The organism is Vibrio sp. V39_P1S14PM300, from assembly GCF_009904765.1.
Lineage (GTDB): Bacteria > Pseudomonadota > Gammaproteobacteria > Enterobacterales > Vibrionaceae > Vibrio > Vibrio proteolyticus.
Genome location: NZ_WXWP01000090.1, coordinates 1 through 2,240 on the forward strand (window position 1 = coordinate 1; position 2,240 = coordinate 2,240).

A 2,240-nucleotide genomic window follows, 5' to 3' on the forward strand; every position below is an offset into this window, starting at 1 on the left:
TCAGGCTGAAGAGTACCACCGGAAGCAAAAAAATATCAAATAGATTTAGTTAAATGTAAGAAATTAAGCTAACAAAGCATTTAAGAGTGATTCCCAACGCGTGGCACTTCCATTTCTGCGTTTGACTTGGTTATTACTGTGCAATGGTTCCGGTTAGATGGTAGTGTGCTCACTACTTAACGCGGCGTTATATCTCCATGCGTCAAATTCAAAATAGAAAGATATTAGAGAGAATAAATGACACTTATAAGTTTTGCTGAAATGGAAGAGAAGTTTGTAAAAGAAGTATTGGATCAAAAAGGATCTTGGTATCCAAGAGCTGTATTAAGCACTTTTTCTATGGCTGCTGGTTATGCAATGGGGCACGGCTATAAGCAAGGGAAAGCTTACATGTTTGCTATGGACTTGATGGACAAAGGCTTAGTATTCGATGACTAAAGAACTAGAATTGGCAAACCAAGATAAGTTTCGTGTTTTAGAAATATCTTTCGTTGAAAACGTAGAGAAAAAGAGAGGCGGATTTGAGCCAAATGACAACTATTGCTGGAAATCTGTAATGGCAGGCTATGCCTTAGCTCATGGTTTTTCACACGAGGAAGCCTATCATTTTGCTTTTGAAATGTATTTTAAAAACGGCTTTGGTAATTAGTACAACTTAAGTGTGATCCCCAACGCGTGGCATTTCCGTTTTGCTTCAGATTTAGTGTTTATGGCACAATCGTTGAAGCTCAGTGGCAGCGTTGCTCACCCCCTTAACGCGGGTTATATGTCCTTTGAGTATAACTAACAAAATTATAATAAATGTGACTTTTGATGCATATGTTCATAATTTCGTTTACTAAACTTTCAGTGTCTGTATGAGTACAGGTCTGAGTTTACTAGGTTTAACAAACTAGAAGGAACAAATGGATGAGAGTATTGATTATATTGCTGGCTACATTATTTGTGAGTAGTACCGTGATGGCGCATGGTGGCGGTTGTCGCAAGAGCTCACCACAAGGGCAGTGCTGTCACAAGGACAATAGTACAGGCACAGTGCATTGCCACTAGTCTCACGTTTCATATAACAAGGTATTTAAAATGCATGGCATTTATGGTTTGAATCCATTTTGTGTTGCTTTGGTCCAATTTAAAATTGGGGTGAGCGTTGTTCACTTCTTAGCAAGGCGGTCGTGTGGGTTTGACATCAGCCCACTGCAGCCAATTTATGTGCGTAAAGTGTTGACACAATAATCGAAAAAACATGTCTCTTGACTGCAAATTGTTACGTTCAAGAGACATGGTTATCTCCCTTTCTTTTACGCCTTTTCCAACTCTATTCTGGTTTGAAGTAAACGATAGCAGGCAATGGAAACCAGTAAGACCGTCATGCCTGAGGCAATTGTCACGATAAATGCGGCTTGCAAGCCAAACTCGTCAATGACCCAACCCGCGACGGCTGCACCCATTGCGACGCCAATTCCCAATCCCGTAAGCATCCAGGTTAAACCTTCCGTCAGTTTGGATTCTGGAACGATACTTTCAACCAATCCCATTACAATGATCATGGTTGGCGCAAAGAAGATGCCAGCGGCAAACACGGATGCGGTTAACGTCACAATGTTGTATACATAAAACAGCGGTAGTAGCAAACGCGGCGGTCAGGAGTTGTTTCCGCATCGGAGACTTGAACTTAAAGGCCCCGAAGGCCAATCCAGCTAAGCAGGAACCAACAGCATAAACGGACAACACAATACTTGCTGCAACTGGTTCTCCCTGCTGCTTGGCAAAGGCCACGCTGATCACATCAATGGTGCCAACGATGATACCAAGTGCTATTAAAGCGAGGACCATTATTTTCATCGGTAAAGATTTCATTGCAGAATCGCCTGCAAACTCAGGTGTGTCATAAATTGGCGGCTCGGTGCTTTTTTGCATCACAAACAGTAAGACCCCTGTCGTCAAGAAAACTGCGGACATCAATGGGCCAGCCTCAGGAATCATTGCGATGCTAAGGCCGACAGAGATCGGTGGACCGATAATGAAACAGACTTCATCCAGAACAGACTCAAAGGCGTAGGCGGTATGCAACTGAGGGGTGCCTCGGTGTATTTCAGTCCAGCGAGCACGTACCATGGCTGGCATACTTGGCATACAACCTGAAAAAACCGCCAAAATGAATAGCGTCCAATTTGGTGCACCATAGTGTGTACACAGTAGTAACAGTGTCATAGAGATCACATGGATACCTGTTGCGATGG

Annotated in this window: 3 protein-coding genes and 1 pseudogene; 2 read left to right on the top strand and 2 right to left on the bottom strand. The window is 43.0% G+C overall.

Annotated features, from left to right (window positions below):
- Nucleotides 1–237: 237 nt before the first annotated feature.
- Together CAG65_RS04175 and CAG65_RS04180 are read left to right on the top strand one after the other, a co-directional pair.
- The gene (locus CAG65_RS04175; RefSeq protein WP_161452391.1) at nt 238–438 is read left to right on the top strand and encodes a hypothetical protein; all 201 of its coding nucleotides are present in this window, start codon (nt 238–240) and stop codon (nt 436–438) included.
- The gene (locus CAG65_RS04180) at nt 431–649 is read left to right on the top strand and encodes a hypothetical protein (protein ID WP_161452393.1); all 219 of its coding nucleotides are present in this window, start codon (nt 431–433) and stop codon (nt 647–649) included. The genes CAG65_RS04175 and CAG65_RS04180 overlap by 8 nt, the downstream gene beginning before the upstream one ends.
- A gap of 649 nt (nt 650–1,298) precedes the next feature.
- On the opposite strand, the gene CAG65_RS22030 is transcribed toward CAG65_RS04180, so the two are convergent.
- Nucleotides 1,299–1,598 carry an MFS transporter gene (locus CAG65_RS22030; protein WP_202599257.1) on the bottom strand — a complete coding sequence of 100 codons (300 nt, stop codon included), beginning with the start codon at nt 1,596–1,598 and terminating at the stop codon, nt 1,299–1,301.
- Nucleotides 1,522–2,240 (bottom strand): annotated as a pseudogene (locus CAG65_RS04185) (hypothetical protein); the annotation flags it as partial. The gene CAG65_RS22030 and the pseudogene CAG65_RS04185, both read right to left, overlap by 77 nt.